At 39.4% G+C, this 23783-nt stretch carries 24 protein-coding genes; 6 read left to right on the top strand and 18 right to left on the bottom strand.

All coding sequences use genetic code 11. From position 1 onward, the window contains the following. Nucleotides 1-67: 67 nt before the first annotated feature. Complete coding sequence (locus ACLKML_RS18965) at nt 68-430, top strand: hypothetical protein (RefSeq protein WP_413284525.1); 363 nt, start codon at nt 68-70, stop codon at nt 428-430. A 67-nt stretch (nt 431-497) separates the two neighbouring features. Here the strand turns inward: ACLKML_RS18965 and ACLKML_RS18970 are convergent, their stop codons facing one another. Then, entirely contained in the window at nt 498-1220 is a 723-nt protein-coding gene (locus ACLKML_RS18970) for a sulfite exporter TauE/SafE family protein (RefSeq protein ID WP_413284526.1), read from the bottom strand. A gap of 135 nt (nt 1221-1355) precedes the next feature. Between ACLKML_RS18970 and ACLKML_RS18975 the strand changes: the two genes are divergently transcribed. Then, nucleotides 1356-1802, top strand: a complete 447-nt coding sequence (locus ACLKML_RS18975; RefSeq protein WP_413284527.1) for a TerB family tellurite resistance protein — start codon at nt 1356-1358, stop codon at nt 1800-1802. Nucleotides 1803-1990: 188 nt separating this feature from the next. On the opposite strand, the gene ACLKML_RS18980 is transcribed toward ACLKML_RS18975, so the two are convergent. From ACLKML_RS18980 to ACLKML_RS19020, 9 genes are all read right to left on the bottom strand, one after another. Beyond that, the gene (locus ACLKML_RS18980) at nt 1991-2521 is read right to left on the bottom strand and encodes an exonuclease domain-containing protein (RefSeq protein WP_413284528.1); all 531 of its coding nucleotides are present in this window, start codon (nt 2519-2521) and stop codon (nt 1991-1993) included. A gap of 37 nt (nt 2522-2558) precedes the next feature. Beyond that, nucleotides 2559-3032: a DUF2947 domain-containing protein gene (locus tag ACLKML_RS18985; RefSeq protein WP_413284529.1), complete on the bottom strand. Its 474-nt coding sequence runs from the start codon at nt 3030-3032 to the stop codon at nt 2559-2561. Between the two features lie 93 nt (nt 3033-3125). Beyond that, on the bottom strand, nt 3126-3719 hold the full coding sequence (locus ACLKML_RS18990) for an HD domain-containing protein (protein ID WP_413284530.1): 594 nt from the start codon (nt 3717-3719) through the stop codon (nt 3126-3128). Then, nucleotides 3706-4296: a GNAT family N-acetyltransferase gene (locus tag ACLKML_RS18995; protein WP_413284531.1), complete on the bottom strand. Its 591-nt coding sequence runs from the start codon at nt 4294-4296 to the stop codon at nt 3706-3708. Before ACLKML_RS18995 ends, ACLKML_RS18990 begins: the two co-directional genes overlap by 14 nt. Then, nucleotides 4296-5843 carry a transcriptional regulator TyrR gene (tyrR, locus tag ACLKML_RS19000; protein WP_413284532.1) on the bottom strand — a complete coding sequence of 516 codons (1548 nt, stop codon included), beginning with the start codon at nt 5841-5843 and terminating at the stop codon, nt 4296-4298. The genes ACLKML_RS18995 and tyrR overlap by 1 nt, the downstream gene beginning before the upstream one ends. Nucleotides 5844-5958: 115 nt before the next feature. Beyond that, nucleotides 5959-7029, bottom strand: a complete 1071-nt coding sequence (locus ACLKML_RS19005) for a YcjF family protein (protein ID WP_413284533.1) — start codon at nt 7027-7029, stop codon at nt 5959-5961. Then, complete coding sequence (locus tag ACLKML_RS19010) at nt 7026-8414, bottom strand: YcjX family protein (RefSeq protein ID WP_413284534.1); 1389 nt, start codon at nt 8412-8414, stop codon at nt 7026-7028. The genes ACLKML_RS19005 and ACLKML_RS19010 overlap by 4 nt, the downstream gene beginning before the upstream one ends. 244 nt (nt 8415-8658) lie before the next feature. Further along, on the bottom strand, nt 8659-8844 hold the full coding sequence (locus ACLKML_RS19015; protein WP_413284535.1) for a hypothetical protein: 186 nt from the start codon (nt 8842-8844) through the stop codon (nt 8659-8661). Between the two features lie 198 nt (nt 8845-9042). Further along, the gene (locus tag ACLKML_RS19020) at nt 9043-10557 is read right to left on the bottom strand and encodes a fumarate hydratase (protein WP_317715115.1); all 1515 of its coding nucleotides are present in this window, start codon (nt 10555-10557) and stop codon (nt 9043-9045) included. 139 nt (nt 10558-10696) lie between these two features. Between ACLKML_RS19020 and pabB the strand changes: the two genes are divergently transcribed. From pabB to ACLKML_RS19040, 4 genes are all read left to right on the top strand, one after another. Further along, on the top strand, nt 10697-12067 hold the full coding sequence (pabB, locus tag ACLKML_RS19025) for an aminodeoxychorismate synthase component 1 (RefSeq protein WP_413284536.1): 1371 nt from the start codon (nt 10697-10699) through the stop codon (nt 12065-12067). A 103-nt stretch (nt 12068-12170) separates the two neighbouring features. Then, nucleotides 12171-12788 carry a CoA pyrophosphatase gene (locus ACLKML_RS19030; RefSeq protein ID WP_413284537.1) on the top strand — a complete coding sequence of 206 codons (618 nt, stop codon included), beginning with the start codon at nt 12171-12173 and terminating at the stop codon, nt 12786-12788. Nucleotides 12789-13023: 235 nt separating this feature from the next. Next, the gene (asnS, locus tag ACLKML_RS19035; RefSeq protein WP_413284538.1) at nt 13024-14424 is read left to right on the top strand and encodes an asparagine--tRNA ligase; all 1401 of its coding nucleotides are present in this window, start codon (nt 13024-13026) and stop codon (nt 14422-14424) included. A gap of 291 nt (nt 14425-14715) precedes the next feature. Continuing rightward, nucleotides 14716-15906, top strand: coding sequence for an amino acid aminotransferase (locus tag ACLKML_RS19040; protein ID WP_317715118.1), 1191 nt, complete (start codon nt 14716-14718; stop codon nt 15904-15906). A gap of 138 nt (nt 15907-16044) precedes the next feature. Here ACLKML_RS19040 and ACLKML_RS19045 read toward each other — a convergent pair whose 3' ends face one another. From ACLKML_RS19045 to ACLKML_RS19080, 8 genes are all read right to left on the bottom strand, one after another. Continuing rightward, nucleotides 16045-16683: a response regulator gene (locus ACLKML_RS19045; protein ID WP_413284539.1), complete on the bottom strand. Its 639-nt coding sequence runs from the start codon at nt 16681-16683 to the stop codon at nt 16045-16047. Next, on the bottom strand, nt 16668-18044 hold the full coding sequence (locus tag ACLKML_RS19050) for a cache domain-containing protein (protein ID WP_413284540.1): 1377 nt from the start codon (nt 18042-18044) through the stop codon (nt 16668-16670). The genes ACLKML_RS19045 and ACLKML_RS19050 overlap by 16 nt, the downstream gene beginning before the upstream one ends. A gap of 101 nt (nt 18045-18145) precedes the next feature. Next, nucleotides 18146-19429, bottom strand: coding sequence for a TRAP transporter large permease (locus ACLKML_RS19055; protein ID WP_413284541.1), 1284 nt, complete (start codon nt 19427-19429; stop codon nt 18146-18148). Beyond that, entirely contained in the window at nt 19426-19968 is a 543-nt protein-coding gene (locus tag ACLKML_RS19060) for a TRAP transporter small permease subunit (protein ID WP_413284542.1), read from the bottom strand. Before ACLKML_RS19060 ends, ACLKML_RS19055 begins: the two co-directional genes overlap by 4 nt. Nucleotides 19969-20100: 132 nt before the next feature. Next, a complete protein-coding gene (locus ACLKML_RS19065; protein ID WP_413284543.1) occupies nt 20101-21201 on the bottom strand; it encodes a TRAP transporter substrate-binding protein in 1101 nt (366 codons plus the stop codon). Between the two features lie 432 nt (nt 21202-21633). Next, on the bottom strand, nt 21634-22011 hold the full coding sequence (locus ACLKML_RS19070; RefSeq protein ID WP_413284544.1) for a MarR family transcriptional regulator: 378 nt from the start codon (nt 22009-22011) through the stop codon (nt 21634-21636). A 362-nt stretch (nt 22012-22373) separates the two neighbouring features. Then, nucleotides 22374-23027 (bottom strand): MBL fold metallo-hydrolase, encoded by a 654-nt coding sequence (locus tag ACLKML_RS19075; protein WP_413284545.1) that lies wholly within the window; start codon nt 23025-23027, stop codon nt 22374-22376. A 68-nt stretch (nt 23028-23095) separates the two neighbouring features. Next, complete coding sequence (locus ACLKML_RS19080) at nt 23096-23698, bottom strand: YcbK family protein (protein ID WP_413284546.1); 603 nt, start codon at nt 23696-23698, stop codon at nt 23096-23098. Nucleotides 23699-23783 lie beyond the last annotated feature (85 nt).

The raw sequence follows: 23783 nt of genomic DNA on the forward strand, positions 1-23783 counted from the left end.
GATTGTTTACGCTTTTGCGAAAATTATCGCTACAATGCGCAAACTTACCTTACTCAAGCGGTCTATTGTGAAAACATCTGAATTAATCCAGTTTTTAGTTAATCTTCCAGAAAATACCGATCCTGACGTTGTGACTGGAGAAGAATGGTTACCAGAACAATTAATCAATGCAAGCTTTGATGGCAACCTTGTCAATCTTCATTTTGACAATGCACCAGAAGAAGACGCCGGCGAAATAGAAGCTCGAGGTTTTGTTGAACACGAAATAACCATGATAAAAGATAAAATTGTTCAGCTTATGTTTGAAGCCGATTTACCCCCCAAGACAAAAGCTGAAATCTTACTAAAACTCATTGTTGTCAGCCATGAAAACAACAGTGATGAAGTTCTCGAGATTTTAACCAATCCGGCCAATTGGCAGTCTAAGTAATCACTTTTCTGCCAAGTTCGTTATCCACTGAAGTACATTATCCAATGGATAGGCCGCAGAGCTTAAATTAGCTAAAACTTTTTACTATTGCCCCTACTCCACTAATTAAGCACAAACTCAGAGCTGACCATCGGATCCATTGCTTAGATAAACGATGAGCAACCAGTGTTGCTACCTTATAACCTAACCATGCAGCAGGTAATAGCGGCAAACTTAAATAAATATGTTCTACGGTTAAGTAACCCACTAACCACTGAACAACTAACGACATAATTGAGCTAAATAGAAAAAATGCAGAAAGGTTGCTGCGAAATTTATTAGCTTCTTGATGTTGTAATAGTATTGCCATTGGCGGTCCACCAATACCAGAGCTTGTACCCATAAATCCCGACAAAAAGCCAGCAATGGCCATTTTATTTCTAGTTGGCTCTAAGCGAAATGGTAGTAAGCTGACTAACAAAGAGAGCAATACGATAATGCCTAGCCATAGAGATAAAACTTGAACTGAAACATAGGTTAATAATAGCCCACCAACAACGGAACCCGGTATACGGCCAATAATCGCACTTTTCAACTCTCCAACCTCTATATTTGAACGATTTTTAAGTGTGCTAAGTGAGGTAATAAATAAAGCAATAATAACTATCGGAACCGGCACATAATCATTAGATAACAACATAAGTAATGGTGCAGCTAAAATAGCTAAGCCGAAACCAATCGCGGTTTGTACAAACGATCCAAGAAAAATAATTGCCATTGCAAGCAATACAGGAGAATAGCCATCTAACATATTGATTAAGCTTATAAGTAAAGAGTAAGTTGATAACTAACCTTATATCATTATTTGTAAAGTATCGTAAGGATCTCTTGAAAAAATAATAAACACCTATATGTTTTAATAAACAGCAACAACCAAGGCTAACGCATGTTCAAATCTATTAAATCGATGTTTAAAGAATTATTGGAAGGCAACGACTTATCAATAAACCAATTGGATAACCCTGATCTTGCTATCGCTTCATTACTTTGCGAAGTAGCGGCAGCAGATACACAGGTCCAACAAGACGAAGAAAAAGCAAAAATAACCCTACTTTCCCAGTTACTCAATATCACCGAACAAGAAGCTGAGAGCCTGATAGTACAAGCGAAGCAAAATATTAAAGACTCTGTCTCTTTGTATGATTTTACTACTCAATTACGCCAACTAGAGCAAAATGACCGATTTGAATTAATTAAAGCCATGTGGCAAGTTGCTTATTCTGATGGGGAAATTGATCCACTAGAAGACGCGGTGATTCGAAAAGTAGCAGAATTACTGTACGTTGACCACAGCGAATTTATTCGTGCTAAGTTGAGCGTAGTGAAGCCTTAGTGTTGGTAATGAATCTTGCTTTAAAAGAACAACTTAGTTTAAAGAATAACGATATCTAAAGAATAACCATATCTAAAGAACAAAGGGCACACAGCCCTTTGTTCTTTTTATCTAAAACGATTATTTTCAACTTGATAGGTTACAACTTATCCAACCCCCATCTAATAAACATCAGTAAAATATTCCGACTATAGGATTGTGACAGCAAGTTTTGCTAAATTATATGCGTCTACATAACCAGAATGTTGTCTACCTTCCCATTCAATCCCTTTAGATTCTTGTGCTTGTTTATGGCCAATTCTTTTATCTTTAAGTCGATTTTGTACACGAAACAATGTGGCTAAGTTAATGTACTCTTGGAACGGAACAGACAAGCCTTTTTGTTGGCATTCTTGACTAAGCACTAAGTCATCTCGCCCCCAAGCGGCATATATTTTATTACGGCCGCCAAAGTTCTTAACCATCGTCTTTAACACGCTATCGAGTGGACGACCTTGTTTTTCTATTCTCTTGGCAGTAATTCCTGTTAGCTCAGTACAAAAACTCGACACTTCATCATGTTGTGGTTTGACATAATATTGTGCTCGCTTCACTATCTGTTGAGTCACTAAGTCAATCTCAGCCAAACCAATTTCGATGATTTCGCCGGTACTACCCACACCGTTAATATTCCAACAGCACATCTCTAAATCAAAGCATACAATTCTATTATAGTTCATGAATAACCTTTTAGTTGGCTACTCTGGCAAACATTCACTATGACTTTTCTCCCAGTTTTACACTGCCATCACTGGCAAACCAAAGCGCTTGTTTTCGTCTTCTCGCCAATAGTATTGGGCCATCATCATAAAATAAAAAATTCTTCCAATTTTGCTTAAAAACAAACCATTTAGTTTCGATAACATTATATTTTTCATAACAAAAATAAACGGTCACATCATCTTGCCAATCAATATGTTGCAGAATTTCTTCAGGCAACGCATTGTCGTCACTTTCCCATTCACTCATCCAATCAACAACATTAAACCAGCTATTGGTTTTTGTTGGCCAGTCTTGATTAGAAAACCTTTCTGAATCAGGGCTTTGTGCACTCAGGTTCTCTTTCCAAAATTGTGCAGATCTTTCTGCTGTCATTGGCTTAATCAATGAATGAAGAGACTCGTCAACCGGCATTGAATGATGGGTAAAAATCCATTTCCGATGATATTCATTAAAATTCAAGTACGACATTAACCTTCCTAAGTTGCTCTAATACAAATCACACTAATCTTAAATATCGCCTACACCAAATGAGGCGAATTGTAAGTCATTAACTAGCTAAACCTATGCTTTTAGCCAACCTTTTTCTACGGAATCATCAATCATTTGTAGTGCTTTTTGCCAAAGTACCGTTGAACCGTTTTCAATTCGACCATTAATATTGATAACTTGTTGCCTTTCAATTCCGTGTTCTAACCAACTTTGTCCTTGGTTGTGATAATTCATTAGCATCGGAATAATTCGGTCTAATGCTTTGGCGAATTTTGCATCGGCAGATTCAGCGCTTTCAAATTCAAGCCAAATACCTTTCAGCTGTTCAGCTTGATCTGCAGGCAGCATAGAAAATAAGCGTTCAGCCGCTTTAAGTTCATTTTCTTGTTGATCTTTAGATGCAACAAGATCGTAGACAAACGTATCGCCCGCATCTATCTCTACCACATCATGTAGAAGCAACATCTTGACCACTTTGCCAATATCCACCGGCTCGTTAGCGTGCTCTTGTAATATAATTGCCATCAATGCAACATGCCAACTGTGCTCTGCACTATTTTCAAATCGTTTATCTGCACTTTTGACTCTAGTTCGCCTTAGCACAGATTTTAATTTATCTAGTTCAATGATCAATTCAAGCTGTTGGCTTAATCTATCGTTTGTCATTTTTATCTCGCCAGTGGGGATTAATTAATGCAGTAAGGTAGTGATCTTGCCATTGTCCGTTAATCAATAAATAGTCCTTGGCGAAGCCCACTTTTTGGAAGCCTTGCGACTTTAAAACCGCGGCACTTTTTATATTGTCGGGCATATAGCTTGCGGAGATTCGATGTATATTTTGTTCCTTAAACATCCATTGACAAGTGACATTGAGTGCTTGTCGCATATAACCATAACCCTGAGCATTTTTATCCAGTGAGTAGCCAACACTACAAGAATGTAACGGGAAACGAGTTAAGCTACTAAATGAAATCGTACCTATCATTTCACCTGTCTGTTGTTTGAGGATGATACAATAAAAGCCAAGCTCTAAAAGATGCAGCTCCGTTAGTTTAATCAGTTTCTTTTCCCACCCTTCTGCAGTGAAAAAGGCCGCTTCTCTGGTCGGTTCCCATGGTTTTAAATGCTGTTTATTTTTATTGAAATAATCACTGATTAATTTGGCATCCTCTTTTGTTGCCAAACGTATTTGTAAATCACCGACTCGTTTGTCAAGGCGTTGAAATTTGAATTGCTTCCACATTATTGTTTCTTAATTCCGTATTCTCGTAATTTATTTGCAATCGAAGTGTGCGAGACTCCTAAGCGTTTGGCAAGTTTGCGACTGGATGGAAATGATTGATATAATCGATCTAAAATTTGCGATTCATAATCTCGCATTATTTCATCTAACGACCCGTCTAAATTAACACCAATATGACCAGATATCGTTGATTCGACTTTAGGCAGTTGGAAATCATCAATACATAATGACGACCCATTCAATTGAGTAATTGCTCGTAAAACCGTATTGTCTAACTCTCTAATGTTACCCGGCCATTGGTAATTAGAAAGAGCTTCGATCACTTCTTCATCAATATCAGGTTTGACAATACCAAGCTCTAGCGAATATCGTGTAATAAACAAATCCAGCAATACGGATACGTCACTTGATCTTTCCCTTAAAGCCGGAATAGAAAGCGTCAAAACGTTTAGACGATAATATAAGTCTTCCCTAAACTTACCCTTTTCAGTTAATTCAGCTAGGTTTTGTTTGGTTGAAGCAATAACTCGAACATCGACATGAATTTCGTGCTCTTCACCAACGCGACGATAGGTGCCATCTTGTAAAAATCGTAATAATTTGATTTGTAAATGCGGGCTCATTTCGCCAATTTCATCAAGAAAAACAATGCCGCCATCTGCTTGCTCAAATATGCCTTTGTGCGCTATCTCGTGATTGAAGGCTCCAGCAGCATGACCAAACAATTCTGTTTCAGCCACATCATCCGGCATAGAAGCACAACTTAAGACCAAAAATGGTTTTGTTGAGCGCTCAGAACGAGCGTGACATGCACGAGCGATCATTTCTTTGCCTGTACCGGTTTCGCCTTCTATTAATAAAGGCTGATCGAGCATTGACAGTTTCTTGGCTTGCGATATTAATATTTTATGACGATTAGAAATACCAACAAAGTGATCAAATCCAATCGAATTTGACTCAGGTAAAAAATGAGGAGGCAATTTCTCTTGTAAGGCCGACTTTAAACTTACTACCGCGCTTGCCAGTACCGAATCATTGCTATCTTCACCACTGATATACACTGGAGTAATATCTAAAATGTAATCTAACCCGGCAATAACAGCTGGCTCTCGAGTACGATTTATTGCCCCTTCGATCCAGTTTAAAAAGCTAAAACTGGGAATATATTCCGTAATTTGTTGGCCTACTAGTTCATCAGCGCTTTTGTTTAACAACTCACACGCAGCGTGGTTTACCATGTCGATACTGCCTTTAAGGCTAATCGATAATACAGGATCAGGCAGGTTGGCAAGCAATGAAACCAATTCGGTGTTATGTCGTTCGCTTGGCATAAAACGTACTTTTCGTACGTCAGTCACGCCATTAATACGTCTGATCTGAGCCATCAATTCACTGAAAGCTTCAAATTCTATCTCTCGGCAACTTAGATAAATAATACCAACGACATCAATTTCTATACCTCGCAAATCGATATTCCGCGAAACTAAAAGCTCAAGTAGTTCTTGAGTTAATCCCAGCCTATCTTCACACAATACTTCAAGGCGCACAGAAAACTCCATCAGGGTGTCAGGAAAAGTTGACACCAGTTTGTATTAACACCTTTACGCAGTCAAGTTGATAAATACAAACTCAGTTTATTATCTGAACGTTTAAAATAGACACTTATAAAGTCTTTTTGAGTTTATTAAGCAACAGCTTTCTGATTTCACCAAGACGTACTTTATTCTCTTGATTCCAAGGGATAGGCCGCAAAAGCGCCATCGCCCGAATACCTAATCGTGCAGTTAAGATCCCAACACCAAACCCTTGAGCGACTCGGGTAGACACTTTTCCAGCTAAATCCATAGACAATAAATCAATACTGGCATCAGTCGCCACTTCACTTGCACCTGCTGCCGCCATGTTGGTTAGCACTAATTTAAACAACTGTATGCGCGACCAATAACCCAGTTCAACACCATAGATTTCGGCGAGTTGATCAATAAGCTTAAAATTACGCCAAGCGACTAACAGTATATCGGCCAGAGCTAATGGACTCACTGCGACTAAAACCGCCGCTTCTGTCGACAATTTAGCGACGATTTTTTTAGCTTGTTCATCTTGCTGGGCAACCACCATTCCTTCATACATATGCAAAACTTCCGCATCATTGTGTGTCTCATTGATCGCTTTTTCCCAACGAACAAAGTTTGGGTTTTCATCACTGACACCGGCTTGTTCGGCTAATTTTTGACAAAACGATTTTCCTTGGCCAAAACCTGAACTATGTAATAAAGATTCACTCTGTTCATGAATGGAAAAATGTTGTCGTAAACGGCGTAATTTTAATAACTCTCGGCCTATTGCGGTAATACCTAACCCAGCTAAACCAGCAACAAATACCGTCCACCCTATCACTAGCCAATCTGATGACTGTATTGCAGAGTAAACAGAATCTATGGTTTGCCACGCTATTAATCCCGAAAACGCAATAACTGTTGTTGATATTAACCAGCGTTTTTTAGCTTTAGGACGAATAACATCCTCCAACTGACTTTCAACTGAATCGGAAAGTTGGTCTTGCTCAGCAGTGGTTGGAATAAATGCGACTTGTTGCTCAAATGTTGCTTTGGCTGTTAGCTCAATCTCTTCTGTCTCAGTTTGGTCTAGAGTGTTTTTCTCTCTATTTTGTTTATCTAAGGCGTCGTCTCTCAAATCATGGCTAAATACTTGTTTAGTTTTATATTCTGTCATTTGAGTTTATCTCCAATTAGATATTGCAACGCTTTATCTATTCTTACATGTTTTAAAGCCGTTTCGGGACCAGATTCCATCGGCCTAAAACTGGTAAATTCAAAGTTATTTTTTTGCCAATAATCAGCTTTAGGCAGTTTTTTCGGCACCTCTCCCGGATAGAGTGTTATTAGCTCGCCACTGAGTGTTGTGCCTTGTAATGCGGGAATACTGTCGTCTCCACTAGCAATAAAGCCGGCGGTAGTCGCTTTAATAGAAGAGAGCGTCATACATTCCATTGTTATGTTTTCAAAAGCAGCATGCTGCCATGAAGGATGGATCATTTGTTGCAGAAGAGAAAGCAAGGAAGCATGCTGATCGGGCGTGACATGATCAGCTTTGGTGCTTGCAAATAACACTTTATCGATGCGTGGAGAAAACATTCTTTTCAATAAAGAGCTACGGCCATAACGGAAACTTTTCATAATTTGTTCTAAAGCGCTTTTCATATCGTTGAACGATTCATAGCCAGCATTCAATGGTTGTAAACAGTCTACTAGCACTATTTGTCTATCGAATGTTGAGAAATAATCACGATAAAAACGCTTAACAACTTTGCTTTGGTATTCTTTATATCGCGCTCTGAGCATGCCATACAACGAATTACTTGCTACTTGTTTTAGCTCTTGTTCACTTGCTTTAAAAAGCAAAGGAAAAAATTGTAGAACCGGTGCATCTTTTAGTTCTCCCGGTAACACAAAACGTCCCGGTTGCACCCAATGCAATCCATTGGCTTTGCAGTCGTATAAATATTGGGTATAGGCTGCTGAAATTCGTTCTATTTGCTTTTCATTTGCATCCGAAAGTGGATCAAGATCTTGCAATGTTGAAAGCCATTCTTGAGCCAATGAAGCTCTTATACCGGTCAACGAGTCAAATTGCGTCTGGCACCATTGTTCAAATGTCATATTTAGCAACGGGAGGTCTAACAACCATTCTCCCGGATAATCAATAATATCTAAATAGAGCGTAGAGGAATCTGTCAGTAACCGTTTTGCGCCTTTGCTAGGCTTATATCTCAATGCTAATCTAATTTCGCTGACATCGGTGGTAGGTTCTGGCCATTCAGGCAGATCAGATTGTAATGACTCAATAGCATTATCGTAAGCGAAACGTGGCACCAGCATATTATTTTGTGGCACCCTTTTGGCACCGATAAGCTTTTTGTCTCGTGCTGCGGTGAACAATGGCAAATTATCGTCGGTAGAAATATGCAGCAATTGGTTAGTCAATGAAGTGATAAAAGCCGTTTTACCTGCCCTCGAAAGCCCTGTCACTGCTAAACGTAAATGGCTATCCATGCCACGACGAACAAGATCATTCACTTCTTGACGAATTTTCTTCATTGATTCAATTACCTCTTATAATAAAAACAGAAAAGTAAAAAATAGATAAGTAACGACAGTATACAAAACTAATTGATGTTTTAACGATATTGACGTTTAACAATAAAGATTTTGCGATAGGCCTGTACGATAGAGCTTTTAAAATAAAGCTTTACGCCAGAATAATAGACAGAGTATAGGAAGGAAGAGAAAACCAAAATAGCCATTCAATCTTAAGTGGCGATTTTGGTTTTCGTAACAAAAACTAATCGTCTTCTATCAGTTTGTAAATCACAAACAACGACAATTCAAGTAGCAATGTTGTTACGACACTTATCATCACCCATTGCTGACTAAACACACCAATGCCATGTAAAATTAAATCTCTTGCAACAAAGAAGCCAACAATAATGGCAATAACTATCTGTAAAAATTGGACAAAACGAGGCATTTATATTCCTTCCTTGCTATTTATTTTCGGCTACTATTGTCTGTAAGCCACGATGAATAAGCTGTTATTGTTAAACGGGTATATCTAAAATTGAGTTTAGATATAAAAATTAAAAACAACTCTATTTATTAAATACCATACCTTTGATAAATCAAGAAAAAACGTAAGTTTCCTCACGTTTTTTCAGATATAAGAACGTTATTTAGACGCTTCCGCGATTTTTACCTTCCATGTATCTGGGCCAATTTGATGAGCATTGGCGCCACGAGAATCAACAGCAACAGTTACTGGCATATCTTCTACATCAAACTCATAAATAGCTTCCATACCTAGCTCTTCAAAAGCCACCACTCTTGCTTTCTTAATTGCTTTCGCCACCAAATAAGCCGCGCCTCCCACAGCCATTAAATAAACAGCTTCATGTTGTTTAATCGATTCAATGGTTGCGGGCCCACGTTCTGCTTTACCGATCATGCCCATTAAACCCGTTTCTTCCAACATCATGTCGGTAAACTTGTCCATTCGTGTCGATGTTGTTGGACCAGCAGGGCCGACCGCTTCATCACCAACAGCATCAACTGGGCCTACGTAGTAAATAAACTTGCCTTTAAAATCGACACCATCAGGTAAACCTTCACCACTTTCTAGCAGACTTTGAATGCGCTTATGCGCCGCATCACGTCCGGTTAGAATTTTTCCGGTTAATAATACTGTCTCTCCGGTTTTCCATTGTTTAACTTGTTCTTTGGTCACTTCATTTAGGTTTACACGACGAGTGTTTTCACCAGCTTCCCACGTAATTTGAGGCCAATCTTCCAATTTAGGTGGTGTCAATTCCGCAGGACCGGTTCCATCAAGTGTAAAGTGTGTGTGGCGAGTTGCCGCACAATTTGGGATCAAACAAACAGGTTTAGACGCCGCGTGAGTAGGCGCTGTTTTAATTTTCACGTCGACAACGGTAGTTAAACCACCAAGACCTTGCGCGCCAATTCCCAGTTTGTTTACGCGGTCGAAGATATCTAATCTTAGTTCTTCTTCTGCATTAGATGGACCACGTTCTATCAATTCTTGAATGTCGATATGTTCCATTAATGACTCTTTCGCCAATACTGCTGCTTTTTCAGCCGTACCACCAATGCCTATTCCTAACATACCTGGAGGACACCAACCTGCCCCCATTGTCGGTAAGGTTTTTTCTACCCATTCGGCAATATCGTCGGATGGATTTAACATCACCATTTTAGTTTTGTTTTCAGAACCGCCGCCTTTGGCCGCTATTTGTACATCAACTTTATCGCCTGGAACCATATTAATGTGCACCACAGCAGGTGTGTTGTCTTGGGTATTGATCCGCTTGCCTGCTGGGTCAGAAAGAATAGAGGCTCGCAGTGGATTATCTGGATTGGTATAAGCTTGACGAACGCCTTCATCCACCATTTCTTGTACCGTCATATCGCTGTCCCACTGAACCTTCATTCCAATGTTAACAAAACATGTGACGATACCTGTATCTTGACAAATTGGACGTCGCCCTTCAGCAGACATTCGTGAATTAATAAGGATCTGTGCCATCGCATCTTTGGCTGCTTGGCTCTCTTCTTTCTCGTAGGCTTTTTCAAGGGCTTGTACGAAATCCAGTGGATGATAATAAGAGATATATTGAAGTGCATCAGCAACACTGCTGATTAAATCTTGTTTACGAATGACTGTCATTGCTTGCCTCTTTTATTTCGTTATGTATTCAGAAGATGAGTCACCATCAAGTGAATATTATTTAATTTTTAAATTATGATACTCTTGCTAACAAGTTAGCGCCATTCAGTGATTAAAGCCTTTGTCACAAATTAAACAAATGAACAACGATAAAAAACACGATATCAAAACAATGCCACTCGACTATCATCGTCAACTGGCCAACGCATTTTTTGCTCCCATTGCTAATAAGCCATGGTCAATGCTACTTCGATCAGCTTCCGCTGCTCATCCAGATAGCCGCTACGATATTCTAGTCGCTCAGCCAATCGCGACTTTAGTGACCATTGATAACCAGACTACCATTAAAGTTGGTCAATCTGTAAAACGTTCGGCTGACGATCCGTTTACGCTTATTCAGCAGCAAGTCAACTCGTTATTACCTACTGTTTCCAATAATAACTTAAATTTACCCTTTATTGGCGGGGCGCTTGGTTACTTTGGTTACGATTTAGGGCGACGAGTGGAGTCACTGCCTAACCTAGCAGAAAAAGATATTGACGCTCCAGATATGGCGGTGGGTATCTACGATTGGGCTATTATCGTTGACCACCAAGAACAAACAGCTTGTATGGTCGGTGACAACCTAGATTGCCATTTACGCTGGCTTCAAAGTCAGCAACAGACGCAAGAGACTTTTGAGCTTACATCAAGTTGGCACTCCAACATGTCAAAACAAAGCTATACAGCCAAGTTCGATAAAGTAATGGGCTATTTACTGTCTGGTGACTGCTACCAAATTAACTTAGCCCAACGTTATCATGCAAAATACAAAGGCTCACTTTGGCAAGCCTATCAGCAGTTAGAACATCATAATCAAGCGCCTTTTTCTGCATTTATCCAATTGGAAAATGCCACCGTGCTAAGTGTTTCTCCTGAACGATTTTTACAAATACAAGATAAAAATATAGAAACTAAACCGATTAAAGGCACCAGACCAAGATCAAACAATAAAATTCAAGATATGGCCAATGCCTCTAGTCTTGCGACAGCGGAAAAAGATCAAGCGGAAAATTTGATGATTGTTGACCTACTACGCAATGATATTGGGAGAGTAGCTGAACCCGGGTCGGTTGATGTACCAGCACTGTTTCAAATAGAAAGTTTTCCCGCTGTTCATCACCTAGTCAGTACCGTTACGGCAAAACTAGACTGTAACTATAATGCCATGGATTGTCTGCGCGCATGTTTTCCTGGTGGTTCAATTACAGGCGCTCCCAAGGTTAGAGCGATGGAAATCATCGAAGAGCTAGAACCACATCGACGTAGTATTTATTGCGGTAGCATCGGTTATATCAGTCGTTGTGGAAAAATGGATACCAGTATTACTATTCGAACCTTGATTGCACAAAACGATTCGATTTATGCATGGGCTGGAGGTGGACTGGTGGCGGACAGTAATGCTGAAAGTGAATATCAAGAAACCATAGATAAGCTTAGCAAAATACTCCCTGTACTGGAGAACCTCTAACCGGTCGGTTTATAGGACAGATCGCGGTATCAAACATAATAGGCTGATCAAACCAATAGTGTATAGAAATAGCTATTAAGCTAATGGAAAAGGAAATATAGGCATGGATCGTTCAACACTCTTAACCCACTTTAATTTGTATCTGCCAGTCGATTACCATGCCGAATCACTACAACGACTGAAAAACATGCAGACAGAGGCATTACGGCCTGCGGCGGTGTTAATCGGTTGTGTTGAACGAGCCAACGGTTTAAATATTATTTTAACTAAGCGAGCCCGTCATTTACGCCATCATCCGGGACAGATTAGCTTTCCAGGCGGTAAACTTGAGAAAACCGATACGTCACTGGTGCATACTGCTATTCGAGAGTCGGAAGAAGAAATTGGTCTACAATCCGATTGGATCGATATTATTGGTTCATTACCCCCCCTTATGACCTTTAGCAAGTTTATGGTAACGCCAATTATCGCTTTGATAGATCATCGTTACCAAACCAAAATCGATCAAAATGAAGTGGAAATTGTTTTTGAAGTGCCTGCTAGCCATCTATTCGATATTGGACAATTGTATAGCCAGATTTTTCAATTCAAATCTTATTCGCATCGTGTATTTGCCATTCCTTACAAGCAACATTTTATATGGGGTGTCACCGCACAAATTATTCAAGCGCTTCAATTGCAGTTAGCAAGCTCCTCAATTGAGCTTAAAAGCAACATTTAGCGCATAGCAGACCTATTTACACAGCAGCTTTTTACCTTTACTCGCGTATTTTGTACTCAGTTGTTGTTTATTTTCATTTTTTCTTGGTTTATTTGTCATTTATGCTTGAAGCTATTCATGTGACAGGTAATATCTCACCTTGAATAAAAATATGACACTTATTAGCTGCGATGCTGATTTAGATATTATCCATCCTATTATTCGCATCTAATTCTTTATGGAGAATAAAATAAAAATGACTTACGCGCCTGTAAAAGACGTCTTAGGCGGAAAATTGACTGTTGACAGTGAAGTGACTGTTCGTGGTTGGATCCGTACACGTCGAGATTCAAAAGCTGGTATCTCTTTTCTTGCCATCTATGACGGCTCTTGTTTCGACCCGATTCAGGCCGTGGTCCCTAATAATTTAGATAATTATTCTAATGAAGTGTTAAAACTGACCGCTGGCTGTTCTGTTGAAGTAACAGGTACTATCGTAGAATCCCCTGCAAAAGGACAAGATTTCGAGCTAGCGGCAACAGCTGTCAAGGTTGTTGGTTGGGTTGAAGATGCCGACACTTACCCAATGGCTAAAACTCGCCATTCCATTGAATATTTACGTGAAGTTGCTCACTTGAGACCACGTACTAATGTGATCGGCGCGGTTGCTCGTGTTCGTAACTGTCTATCACAAGCTATCCACCGTTTTTACCATGAAAATGGTTATTACTGGATGTCTGCCCCACTGATTACGTCATCAGACGCAGAAGGCGCAGGTGAAATGTTCCGTGTATCCACTCTTGATATGACCAACCTACCTCGCACCGACAAAGGCGATATTGACTATAACGAAGACTTTTTTGGTAAAGAGACCTTCTTAACCGTATCTGGTCAACTCAATGCCGAAGCGTATGCCTGTGCCTTGAGTAAAGTGTACACATTTGGTCCAACTTTCCGTGCAGAAAACTCGAATACTAGCCGACACTTAGCAGAATTCTGGATGGTAGAACCTGAAGTTGCTTTCGCCGATTTAGATGATGTAGCAAAACTGGCTGAAGATATGCTTAAGTATGTGTTTAACGCCGTACTTAATGAACGCAGAGATGATCTTGAGTTTTTTGCTCAGCGTATTAATAAGCAAGCTATTTCACGCCTAGAACAGTTTGTTGATACCGATTTTGCGCAAGTTGATTATACTGATGCAATTCAAATATTGTTAGATTCAGGTAAGACCTTCGAATTCCCTGTTGAATGGGGTATCGATATGTCTTCTGAGCATGAGCGATTCCTAGCAGAAGAGCACTTTAAAGCACCAGTCATTGTGAAAAACTACCCTAAAGACATCAAAGCATTTTATATGCGTATGAATGACGACGGCAAAACCGTTGCCGCAATGGATGTTCTTGCACCAGGCATTGGTGAAATTATTGGTGGTTCTCAACGTGAAGAGCGTCTAGACGTTCTCGATGATCGAATGAGAGAAATGAATATCGACCCTGAACACATGAGTTGGTATCGCGACCTTAGACGTTATGGCACTGTGCCACACGCTGGATTCGGTTTAGGATTTGAGCGTCTTGTTAGTTATGTAACAGGCATGTCTAACGTCAGAGATGTTATCCCATTCCCACGTACTCCAAGAAGTGCAAGCTTCTAATTCGACGTAATTTAACGCTATCCATACGTTAGTTAACAAAATAAGCTACTCATTTTATGAGTGGCTTTTTTATCACTAAATTCCTCGTCATTATTGAGAATGACATCCGGTAAGAAAAACAATACATCCTATTTCATTTAGCCTAAAAATGACTAGAATTCTGACTTACATCATTAATTCTCAGCAAATTAACTTTATTTGTGTTTTTCTGCTTTTTTACGGTTGTCAGTTTTCTTACATACAGGTATAAAGAAACCAGTCCACTACACATTCACACGGAAGAAGAAGATTATGTTTGAGAAAGTAAATGCCGCACCTGCTGACCCGATTCTTGGTCTCACTGAACTATTTAAAAAAGATACTAATCCAGAGAAAATAAACTTGGGCGCTGGTATTTATAAAGATGAACAAGGCACTACCCCTGTTCTTGCTACCGTAAAAAAAGCAGAAGCAGCATTACTAGAATCTGAAAAAACAAAATCTTATCTTACCATTGAAGGCACCGCCGAATACGGATTAGCAGTTCAAAAACTGCTGTTTGGTGCCGATGCTGAAATTGTTAGCTCACAAAGAGCTAAAACAGCACAAGCACCTGGAGGAACAGGTGCGTTGCGTGTTGCTGGTGAATTTATTAAACGCCAACTCGGTTCACCAAAAATTTGGATAAGCAACCCAACATGGGCTAACCATAATGGTGTATTTACTGGTGCAGGTTTAGAAACTGTACAGTACAGCTATTACAATGCCGAATTAAAAGAGAAAGATTTCGCGGGAATGGTTGCCGATCTATCAAAAGCCTCAGAAGGCGATATTGTGTTATTGCACGGTTGTTGTCATAACCCAACAGGAATCGATCCTACACTTGAAGAGTGGCAAGAATTAGCGAAACTTTGTGCAGATAAAAAACTTATCCCATTATTCGATTTCGCATACCAAGGTTTTGCCAAAGGTGTGGAAGAAGATGCGGCAGGTCTACGAGCATTTACTCAATACAATAAAGAAATGTTGGTTGCGAGTTCATTCTCTAAAAACTTTGGTCTGTATAATGAACGTGTTGGTGCATTTACTCTTGTGGCAGAATCTAATGAAATCGCAACGACGGCATTCTCACAAGTAAAAGCCATTATTCGCTCAATCTACTCTAACCCACCAGCACATGGTGCGGCAGTGGTTACGACTATCTTGAACAATGCTGAACTTAGAGCAGAATGGGAACAAGAAGTAGCGGAAATGCGAGACCGTATTCAAGAAATGAGAACATTATTTGTTGATACATTAAAAGCAGAAGGCGTAACTAAAGACTTTAGTTTCATTGCACGTCAAAACGGCATGTTTTCATTTTCTGGTCTGAATAAAGATCAAGTAGAACGCCTTAAAGAAGAGTTCTCTATTTATATAGTTGGTTCAGGTCGCGTAAGTGTCGCGGGCATGACTAAAGCGAATATGGGACCACTTTGTAAAGGTATTGCCGCGGTTTTATAGCCAACGCGCTTAAATCAAATTTGAACAACCCAAAGGTCGGCATTCGCCGACCTTTTTAGTGAACTATATATTTTAATAACCTATCTTTTTTATAACTTATCTATTTTTAGAAGCCATCCATTTTATAATTAAGCTATGTTAATTAACCAATCCATTCTCGACTGCATATTTGGCCATTTCGGCGGTAGAATGAATATTCAGCTTATGCTTGATATTTTGTCGGTGAGTTTCTACTGTGCGATAACTTATGCTCAATAACGTAGCAATTTTTTTACTGCTACTGCCCTGCGCAACTAACTTTAAAACCGCTTCTTCGCGTCGACTTAACGGATTTGCTTTTGGCGCTGATGGAATAACTTGTTCCGCAAACAAGGTTTGAGTCGTCGATTCACAAAAATAGGTTGAACCTAAATTCACAGTTTTAATCGCTTGAACCATTTTAATCGCTGAAATTTCTTTTAGCATGTAACCCACCGCACCCGCTTGCATTACATTCATAATGTATTCGCGGTTATCATGCATCGTCAGCATCAATACTTTCACTTTTGGGTGTTCTTCTTTTATCAACTGAGTTGCTTCTATACCATTCATTACTGGCATACTGACATCCATCAAAACCACATCAGGCTCAAATTGTTTGACTAACTCTATCGCTTTCAAACCATTGGATGCCGTAGCCACGACTTTAATTTCTGGTTCAAGTTCTAGTCTAGCCATAAATCCTTCAAGCACGACTTGATGGTCATCTACAATTATTATTCTTATCGCTGTTTCCATACCATTAACCCATCCAAATTAAGCAATACTGTAATTTCCGTACCAAACTGCGGCTCACTCGATAACTCAAATTCACCACCAATAAACTCAACTCTTTCACGCATATTGCGTAAACCAATGCCATTTTTTACCGAAACATCTGATTCATTAAACCCTTTACCATCATCACGGATAATCAGCTGCAGCATGTCGCCTAACTGGCTCAGAATAACGGTGATTTTAGACGCTTGTGCATGTTTTTCTATATTGGTTAACGATTCTTGCGTCACTCGGTACAAGGTAGTGGCAATTTCTGAATGCAATTTGCCTTGTTGAGTGTCAAATAAGGTTTCTATTTCAATTTCTGTATGTAATTTAAAATCTTTCAATAACGTCGTTAATGCCGCTTCCAAGCCAATATCATCCAATGCACTCGGCCTCAAGTTATGAGAAATTCTTCTCACCTCATTGATAGCCATTGATAAGGAACGTTGAGACTTTACGATATGCTGATTAAGGTCGTCACTCATTGCAATAGAATCTAGCTTATTATCGAGCAGTTCTAAATGGCACTTACTTGATACTAACAGTTGATTTATTCCATCATGCAACTCTCGTGCTAGATGTTTTTTTTCATCTTCTTGGAACATTACCGTTTTATGCGCCAACTCTTTCAAGTTACGGTCAGCTAATCGATGTTCATGTAAATTAATTGCTAGCGTTAGCACAATAATCACAGCGACCGTAACGGCTAAAATAGATACTACAGAGAAAAACGTGGTTTCAATATTGCTGTTCACCGTCTGCTGCATTTCAATAACTTTAGTACTAATGTCTTCTATATATAGCCCTGTGCCAACTGTCCATTGCCATTTTTCCAACCAAGTGACGTAACTGAGCTTCTGTACCACTTCGTTAGTCGAAGGTTTTTGCCATAAATAGTGATGAAAGCCTCCACCAGATTGCGCCTTAAATAGCAGCGCTTCAATAAGAAAATCACCGTTACTATCTTGCAAATCAATAAGGTTCTGACCAACTAGAGATGGCAAGATAGGATGAACCAGATTTGTCCCATTTTTGTCATAAACAAAGAAGTAACCGTCACTGCCGTAACTTAATTGATTTAATATTTTTTTGACTTGATTTTTAGCTTCATTCTCCGTGACATGGGTACTTTGATAGATAGGGTCAATAGCACTAATCGCCATATCAATGCTATCTTTCAATGCGGATTCACTGGCTCGAATCAAGTTTTCACGAAATATTTCGACTTCTTTATTACCAAGAGCTTTGGCTTGAAAAATAGAGATCCAGCTAATACTCGCCGAAACCATTATCAATGGAATGAGGGTTAATAGGATTAACTTTACTTTGAGATGCATTGTATTCCTTGAATAAAAAAGCCGCTCATCAGTAGGAGCGGCTTTATCATATCAAGTTATGTTAACAAATTGTAATTACATGCTTTTAAGCTCGTATTTGATCACATTCCGTAAAAGCTTGGGAAAATCAAAATACTGATTAAAACGGCCATTTGTATCAAGATAAAAGGTAAAACACCGCGATAAATATCGGACGTTGTGACACCTTTAGGTGCTACCCCTTTCAAATAAAACAAACTAAAGCCGAAAGGAGGCGTTAAGAAGGAGGTTTGAAGGTTCATCGCAATTAAAATGGCAAACCATACCATATTAATACCCATTAACTCGGCTATAGGTGAAATGATCGGTACAATAATGAAGCAAATTTCAACAAAATCAATAAAGAAACCTAAGACTAAAATAACCAACATAACAATGATTAGGAAGCCCCATTTTTCACCTGGTAATTCCAGCATCCACTCTTCAACCAGAAGATCGCCACCAGTATAACTAAATGCCATTGAGAAAGCGGTAGCGCCAAGAAGTATCGCGAATACCATAGCCGTGACTTTAACGGTTTCTTTAGAGGCATCGTAAACCATTCTGAAACTGAATTGTTTATACAATAGTGACAACACGATTGCACCCATACCACCCAACGCAGCAGATTCTGTCGGGGTCGCAATCCCTGCAAAAATCGACCCAAGAACAACCACGATTAATGCCAATGGTGGAATGATTGCTTTCAATGCGGTAAACACTTCTTGCTTACGAGATACATTAGAATCTCGTTCAAGAGGCTGAGCCGCTTCTGGATTCAGTTTAGCGTATATCAAAATATATATTACATACGCGGCAACTAAAACAAAACCAGGACCAATTGCGGCATGGAATAAATCACCAACTGGCACCCCTAAAACATCACCTAATAAAATCAATACAATAGAAGGCGGAATGATCTGCCCTAGCGTACCTGACGCACAGATGGTGCCACAAGCTAGGCCTTTGTCGTAATTATATTTAAGCATGACGGGCAAAGAGATTAGTCCCATTGCGACAACAGATGCTCCAACGACACCTGTTGAAGCCGCAAGCAACGCACCAACTAAAACGGTAGAGATTGCGATGCCACCTTTGACACCACCAAATAACCGTCCCATCGACTCTAAAAGTTGCTCAGCTAATTTGGTTTTTTGCAACACTAAGCCCATAAAGACAAACAGTGGTACAGCCATTAACACCGTATTCTGCATAATCGATTGGATGCGATAGGGCATGAAAGCAAACATGTCGAACCCTTCAGCCCAAACACCAAATAGCAGAGCAATGCCACCAAAGGTGAAAGCAACTGGAAAACCAAGTAATAACGCCAGTAAGGCAACTACAAACATGACGATACCGATCATGACTCACTCCCTTGAGATTGTTGAACCATTCTGTTAGGACGAATTATATTATTGAGAGAGCGTAACAATAACCCGACTCCGCTAACCGCCATAAAGACAAAACACAATGGGATCATGGCTTTTATTATCCAGCGATATGGAAGCCCGCCGGGATCGCCCGAAGTTTCACCTAATGCATAACTCTCTTTCGCAAAATCAATTCCATACCAAGCCACCAATAAACAAAAAGGCAGTAATAAAAAAATTGTACCGAGTAGGTCGATAATTGATTGCGCTCTTACTGATAATCTTTCGTAAATAATATCAACTCGAACATGTCCCGCCGCACGAATAGCATAAGGAACACCAAGTAAAAATACCGCCGAAAATAAGTGCCATTCTAATTCTTGGAAAGCGATAGATACATCATTGAATGCATAGCGCATAACAACGTCATAAACGACATTAATAACAAGTAGAATAAATAATACACTGGCTATGACGCCTAATAGATCACCTATACGATTGAACATCTGTTCCATCTTGATCAGACTTCTCATTCCGTACTCCGTGGAATATATAATTAAAAAATATAACGCTGCCTAGTGGCAGCGCTGGTTATTATTATGGATTTCTACTCTATCTACTAGACCAAGCGGTTAGTTTTCTTGTTCTTTTTTGCCAATTTCTAATTATTTGGTCGCTGCTTGGCTATTTAGATAGGCTCGATGAGAAATATCAGTCCAAGAACGCACTTGTTTTAGGTAACTCGCTTGAGATTCTTGAATCTCTTTTGTTAATGGATCGGTCGCGGCATGCTCAGCTAAAAGTTTATCGTTCGCTGCGCGCATCGCTTTCATTACTTCTGGTGGGAAGTCTTTAACCTGAACATCAGGATATTCTGTTTTAATCGATACCCAGTTTTTTCCACTTTCATGCGTTGCTTGCGTATACATGTCATAAGCCGCGGTACGCATCGAAATTCTAAGAATTTCACGAAGGTCGTCTGGCAATTTCTCCCAAACACGTTTGTTAACTAAAAACTGCAATTCAGAACCTGGCTCATGCCATCCAGTATAATAATAAGGTGCAATTTTATGGAATCCCATACGCAAATCTAACGATGGACCGACCCACTCTAATGCATCAATCGTTTTACGCTCTAAAGAGGTATAAAGTTCTCCCGGTGCAATATTAGTTGGTTTTGCGCCCAATTCAGCCAATACTTCACCAGCAAACCCTGGAATACGCATTTTTAGCCCTTTAAGATCATCTAGGGTGTTAATCTCTTTTTGGAACCAGCCGCCCATTTGAATATCAGTGTTTCCGCCAGGGAAAGACAGTAGATTATGTGGCGAATACACTTTATCCATGAGTTCCATACCACCACCATGATAAAACCATGCGTACTGTTCAGATGGCGTCATACCAAATGGCATAGACGTGAAATAGAGTGTATTCGGTACTTTTCCCTTCCAATAGTATGAGCCTGAATGCCCCATGTCGTATTGGCCAGATTTCACCATATCAAACACACCTAATGGTGCCTTGTGTTTATTGGCGGAATCTATTCGAATAACTAAGCGCCCGTTAGACATTTTCTCTGCCATCTCTGCCATGTTTTTAGTTGCATCACCAAAAACAGGAAAGTTTGGCCCCCATGTTTCAGCAAGTTTTAGTCTATATACTTTATCTGCTGCTGTTGCACTCGTTGCGACCAAAACAGAGCAAGCTGCGGCTACTACCGCTGTGCCCGCGAATACTCGTTTCACTGATTTCAAAATTAGGCTCATATCTACGTCCTTTGTGGTTTTATTCTTGCTCATTTTCAATAAGCAGAGTCGGTAACAATGAACAATTTATGAATGCTATAAAATGAGAAAGAACACGCAGTAGAATAATGTTTTCTGACACCCAAAGACTTTGGTAGTACGTATTTATACGTATTCTATAAGCCATAATTAAAATTAAATATTTGATTATATTGATATTAAATATAAGGGAAAAATAAATACGAATAATTTTACTTACGTAAATACCAATAGATAATTTCATTTATTTGTTACAAATATGTGATATCACGCAGTAATGTATGACAAGAAGTCGAGTCTCAGTGAGGAGTTAAAAAGAATAATGTAAAAGCTTGGTAATAAAACTGATAAAAGCCCTTTTAGGGCTTTTGTCAGTTTTAATTTAGTTGTAGCAAGCTAAAGTCTATAGTTAGATCAGATTGCTTTATATTGCACTTTATTACCAGAAAGTTGAATTTTCTCTACTAAATTTTCTTCTAGTAATTTTTTCAGTGCACCTGCTGCCCAGGAAGCGGCTTTTGCTTCTTCTTGACCCGCTTCTAATCCAATGCTCTTGGAGTTAATTCCTTGTGACTGTTTTACAACAATATCTAAAACTTGTTGTTGCTTGGGCGTTAAGCTTACCGACTTCGCTCTGTCAGAAACGGTAGAATTCACTTCCGCTAGTGTAGGTTCAACCACTACAGTGGCTGAATTTAATGTCCCTTTGATTGTATTAGCCGTAGTAATAACGGTGGTTTTTAGTTGTTTTTGCAGTTTCATCTGCACTTTGCGTTTGTGAGCAAGTCTCATTTATATATTTCCCAAATTCACTACCCAAGCAAGTTTAAGTCGTTAGTATTCAATTTAAATAGGCATATTAACATCAAGCTATCAAAGCGCCGCTCAGCCACTCAAATAAGCAAAATAACAACGCGCTAGCGACCTAAATTTTAGTAGTGGTAAATAAATTATCTTAGCGATAAAAAAATAAAGGCGCATTTATACCAAAAACAGCACGCTATTTATAGTATTAGCCATGAGCTAGGTTATTAAACCAACAAATATGAATAACTTTAGTTATAACGTTGGGCGTTTCCTGAACTTACTTTCATTGAAATAGCACATTTCTATTGTGGGTAAGTATTACTCACGCCCGTGTTATTTAAAGCAGATTAGTAGAGCGGCATTTCGTCAGCAACAAATGGATTGGTTTTACGCTCTTTGCCGAAAGTAGACATAGGCCCGTGTCCTGGTACGAATTCAACATCGTTGCCAAGTGGCCACAGTTTATTTTTAATCGAAGAGATAAGTGTTGCGTGATCGCCTTGAGGAAAATCACTTCTTCCTACGCCTCCTGCGAACAATACATCACCAACAAAGGAAATTTTTGCATTCTTATTGTAAAGAACAACATGGCCAGGTGTATGGCCGGGCGTGTGATATACATCCAACGACAGGTTACCGAAAGAAATGGTATCTCCTTCCTCTAACCACTGCTGTGGTTCAAACGCTTCGGTAAGGGGAAAACCAAACATTTGACTTTGCCCCTCAAGTCCCTGTAACCAAAAATTGTCTGCTTTATGTGGACCAATAATATCAACAGATAGTGCCTCGGCGAGCTCTTGAGCACCACCAACATGGTCAAGATGTCCGTGAGTTAAAACTAAATTGACTACATCAACTTGTAATTCGTTGATCAGCATAATGAGTTGCTTAACATCCCCGCCAGGATCGATAACAATACCTTTCATGGTTTCATCGCACCAAACAATGGAACAGTTCTGTGCGTAAGAAGTGACAGGGACGATTTGATATTTAAGACTCATAATTTTGCTCATATGTAATTAAACCAATAGCAAAACTATGACATTGCAGAGTTGATATTACAAGCGAGTTACCAAGTTCGAACGGGTCCCGTATCGATATGAACAAAATTACTATTTGGATAGTATCCGACTCCACCCATGGCAAGGTCTCGAGCAGCATCACGAACGTCAATCAAAGGCACCCCTTCTAAGCGAAAATCCATTGCTTTACCTAGCATATGGAAACTTTTTTTCGCAACACCACTATTATTTGATTTTGACCTCAATGCTTCATTGGTTGCAGGCGAACGATAACCAGAGATGATTTGAATTTCAGCATCAGTTTTCAACACACTTTGTATATTATGTAATTGAAGTATTAACTGCTCATCCATTTGATAAATTTCATTTTTTCTAAAATCACGGCAAATGTGATTTATCTTACTAAATTCACTTGTCGCTATCGTCTTATTGGCAGAAATGATTGTATTCAACACTTCACCAGTATGAAGGTTTTTAAACTTCATCTTACTGTTATTATGTAAGACTTGATTGAGTTTGGTTTGCTTATCACTGATTTGCTTGTCACTAATAAGACTGGCAAAGGCGCTAGAGGGAATACAAACGGCAAAAGCTGCTGTACCGCTAACACGTTTTAAAAATTCACGGCGATCATTTTTTGTAAAAGACATATAAATACTAGTTACTAAGTTAACGGTTAATAAATTATTTTCGGCAAACTAGCCTATAAATCGAACAGCGTCAAACAAACGGATC

Source organism: Vibrio sp. MA40-2, assembly GCF_047302445.1.
Classification (GTDB): Bacteria; Pseudomonadota; Gammaproteobacteria; order Enterobacterales; family Vibrionaceae; genus Vibrio.